This is a genomic window from Bradyrhizobium sp., from assembly GCF_019242285.1.
GTDB lineage: Bacteria > Pseudomonadota > Alphaproteobacteria > Rhizobiales > Xanthobacteraceae > Bradyrhizobium.
In genome coordinates this window covers 1-3,931 of record NZ_JAFAVV010000322.1, presented here as the reverse complement: position 1 = coordinate 3,931, position 3,931 = coordinate 1, and the positions used below count along the sequence as shown (strand labels likewise).

Sequence of the window (3,931 nt, the reverse complement as noted above, 5' to 3'; positions counted from 1 at the left end):
GGCGATGTCGGAGAGCATATCGCCGAACAAATTATCGCATACGATCACGTCGAACTGCTTGGGCCAGCGCACGAGCTGCATGCCGCCCGCGTCGGCGAGCTGGTGCTCGAGCGTGACGTCCTTGAACCCGCGCTGATGCAGCGCGGTGATGACTTCGTGCCAGAGCACGCCGGTCTTCATCACGTTGCGCTTCTCCATCGAGGTCACCTTGTTGTTGCGCTGGCGCGCAAGCTCGAAGGCGACGCGACCGATGCGTTCGATCTCGTAGGTGTCGTAGACTTGTGTGTCGACGGCGCGCTTCTGGCCATTGCCCAAGTCGCTAATGGTCTTGGGCTCGCCGAAATAGACCCCGCCGGTGAGCTCGCGCACGATCATGACGTCGAGCCCCTCGACCGCCTCGCGTTTCAGGCTGGAGGCATCCGCCAGCGCCGGATAGCACACCGCCGGCCGCAGATTGCCGAACAGGCCGAGCTCCTTGCGTAACCGCAACAGCCCCGCCTCGGGCCGCACCTCGTAGGGCACGCTGTCCCATTTCGGCCCGCCGACCGCGCCGAAGATCACCGCGTCCGCGGCCTTGGCCTGCGCCATCGTCTCCTCTGATATCGACACCTTGTGCGCATCATAGGCGGAGCCGCCGACCAGCCCCTGCTCGGTCTCGAACCGCGCCACCCCCTTGGCGTTCAGCCAGTCGATCAGGCGTGTGACCTCCGCCATCACTTCGGGGCCGATGCCGTCGCCGGGGAGAAGCAGCAGTTTGTGGGTCGCCATGGGGGCTATTTCCTCGCTCGTTTCGCGCGGAGTGCTAATGCGGCAGGCCTGGATTGGCAAGCCACGCGAGCCCGGCGGTAGCAGCCAATCGCCATCCGCACAGGCAGTGCGATCACCCTCCCCTGGAGGGGGAGGGTCGGCACGCAATCGAGCGAAGCGAGATGCGTGCCGGGGTGGGGTGATCTCTCAACTCGGGCACTGTTCGAGTCGAGGGACCGTCACCCCACCCCGATCGCTTCGCGATCGACCCTCCCCCTCCAGGGTCCCTCCAGGGGAGGGTGAAACGCATCGCTATTGCGTCAATGGCAAGACACCATTGCCGGCCCATGGCTGGGCAAGCCCGGAAGGGCCTGCCAGAATGGCTGAGTTCGGAGCCCTTCATTGCACGCACCTCATTCCGCCTCCAGCACCGCGCACCCCGCGCGCCTCATTCTCACACTGTCGCTGGCGCCAATCGTCGGTCTCGGCATCGGCCGCTTCGCCTATGCGCTGGTGCTGCCGGACATGCGCGACTCCCTGCACTGGTCGTATTCGGCAGCCGGCTTCCTGAACACGATCAACGCGGCCGGCTATCTCGCCGGCGCGCTCGTCGCCTCGCGGCTGATCCGGCGCTTCGGCTGGTCGGCGACGGTGCGCGGCGGCACGCTGGCCTGCCTGGTCTCACTCGTGATGTGCGCGCTCTCGGCCAATTTCGTCGTGCTGAGCCTGGCGCGGCTGATCGCAGGCGTCGGCGCCGCGGCCGGCTTCGTCGCCGGCGGCGCGCTGGCCGCGATGATCGCGCAGTCGCGGCCGGACCGCGCGAACTTTCTGCTCAGCCTGTTCTATGCCGGACCCGGGCTCGGCATTCTCGCCTCCGGCCTGATCGCGCCGTTCGTGCTGCACGGTTTTGGCTCCGGCTCCTGGTGGATCGCGTGGTGGGCGCTGGCGTTCCTCGCCGCCGCCATGACCGCACCGCTGCTGCTCACACGGCTCGACGGCAAGGCCGCGATCACCGAGGCCGGCAGCGCGCGCTTCGCGATCGCGCCAGTCGCGATCTATCTCGCCGCCTATTTCCTGTTCGGCGCCGGCTACATCGCCTACATGACCTTCATGATCGCCTACATCCGCGACGCCGGCGGCGGCGCGCCGGCGCAGGCCGCGTTCTGGGCCCTGATCGGACTAAGCGCCTTCGTGACGCCGTGGATCTGGCGCGGCGTGCTCGCGCTCGACCGCGGCGGCCTGTCGACCACGATCATCCTCGCCGTCACTGCCAGCGGCGCGGCGATGCCGATCCTCGGCTATTCCGCCGCGTGGCTTGCGCTCTCTGCCATCGTGTTCGGCGTCGGCTTTTTCGCGGTGGTCGGCTCGACCACCGCCTTCGTGCGCCATAACTACCCTCCGCCCGCCTGGCCGAGCGCGATCGCAGCGATGACCATTGCCTTCGGCATCGGCCAGACGCTCGGCCCGATCGTGGTCGGCGCCATCACCGATGCGCTCGGCAGCCTGAGCTACGCGCTGAACGTTTCAGCCGCGACACTGGTGCTCGGCGCGGTCGCGGCGGCGTTTCAGGGGAAGCTGCGAAAGCGGGGCTGAGACGAAAAGCGCGAGCCGGCTTCGTCTTGCAAGTTTGTCGCAGCACGCGCCTTCTGATTTTCGGAATATCGGTTGACGCCGACCCCAAATCAGTGGCATTATGCGCGCATCCCGCCTCCATCGGAGGGGCGTTTCGCGATCGTCACGGACGTGGGAGGCGGGAGGCGATGGACGCTTTGACGCGCGAGACGAGCGCGGTCGAAGCGGACGCGAAGCCGTGTGGTCCCGGCGCCGCGACGCTGGCGCCAAGCTTTTCGGCGATGATCCGAGAAGCGACGGGGGCAAGAGAGCCCGTTCCCCGAGGAGAGCACGGTATAAGCGTCAGCACCATCGCGCAGGGAAGGTCGGGTTTATCCGGCTGAGCCTGTGGTTCCTGCCCCGTGCTTTTGCCTGCACGGGGGCCATGGGTATCAGTCGATACCCGGCCTTCCCTGCGCCCTCTTCGATTCGAGGGTGATGTCTGTGCACGGCTCGGACGATTCACGTCGCGAGAATGCAGACGTGCGTCCTCTCCGCTGTTTGAAATGTGAATGAAGCGCCGCGTCACGCGACGAAGCTCGTAGGGTGGGCTAAGCGGGCACATGCATGGCGGCGCGCCACGCAAAGGTTGCAGCGTGCCCACCGCTCAGGATCGTGCTGTTGATACGATGGTGGGCACGACGCTCGCGCGTCTTAGCCCACCCTACGCGGCTTCGAGCGAACGACGTCGCTAACCCACCCTACCCACTACGGCTAGTTCCCGCTGAACGAGTTGTAGCCCTGGTCTTCCCAGTAGCCGCCTTTGTAGTCGTTGGTGACCTCCATCGAGATCACGTATTTCGGGTTCTTGAAGCCGAGCTTGGTCGGCACGCGGATCTTCATCGGGTAGCCGTAGGCGCGCGGCAGGATCTGGTCGGCGAATTTGAACGTCATCTGCGTCTGCGGATGCAGCGCGGTGCGCATGTCGAGCGGCGAGTTGTAGCCGTCCTTGTCGGCGCACTGGAACCAGACGTATTTCGCGCGCGTGTCGGCGCCGATCAGCTTGAGGAAGTCGCGGAGCGGCGTGCCGCTCCAGCTGCCGATCGCGCTCCAGCCTTCGACGCAGATATGCCGCGTGACCTGCTTGACCTCGGGCAGCTTGTATAGCTCGTCCAGCGTCCACGACTTCTTGTTCTCGACCAGGCCGCGCACCTCAAGCTTCCAGTCCGCAGCCTTGATGTCGGGCGCGTCGTCCTGATCGTAATAGCCGTTGAACGGGAACGGCCGCGTGATGGCGCTTTCCGGGAATTCCGGCGCCAGCGCGTTCGGGTTGAACATCCAGGCCTGCACCCCGTCATTGAATTTCGAGATCTGCTTCAGCATGCGTTCTGCCGAAAAGCTGTCGGAGACATCGCAGCCGGTCAGCAGCGTCAGCGCGCCAAGGCTGGCGCCGCCGGCGAGGAAACGCCGGCGTGCCGGATCGGGCAGCAGTCTGGCGGCGTCCTTCACGAGCACCTTCTTGTCGACGCCGGGGATCAGCAATTTGCGGATGCGGCCCATGATTGCCTCCCTGAATTCAGCGGCCGATGATCATGGCGCGCAGGCTTTTCGGCACCAGCAACGCCAGCACGAC

At 65.9% G+C, this 3,931-nt stretch carries 3 protein-coding genes; 1 reads left to right on the top strand and 2 read right to left on the bottom strand.

The genetic code is table 11. The features are described 5' to 3' along the window. Positions 1–768: 3-isopropylmalate dehydrogenase (gene leuB, locus JOY90_RS12680; protein ID WP_291691474.1), on the bottom strand; the 768-nt coding region annotated here is incomplete at its 3' end. Positions 769–1,149: 381 nt separating this feature from the next. Here leuB and JOY90_RS12675 point away from each other — a divergent pair. Beyond that, on the top strand, positions 1,150–2,340 hold the full coding sequence (locus JOY90_RS12675; RefSeq protein ID WP_291691473.1) for a YbfB/YjiJ family MFS transporter: 1,191 nt from the start codon (positions 1,150–1,152) through the stop codon (positions 2,338–2,340). A gap of 732 nt (positions 2,341–3,072) precedes the next feature. On the opposite strand, the gene JOY90_RS12670 is transcribed toward JOY90_RS12675, so the two are convergent. After that, positions 3,073–3,858, bottom strand: a complete 786-nt coding sequence (locus tag JOY90_RS12670; RefSeq protein ID WP_291691472.1) for a molybdopterin-dependent oxidoreductase — start codon at positions 3,856–3,858, stop codon at positions 3,073–3,075. Positions 3,859–3,931: the final 73 nt, after the last annotated feature.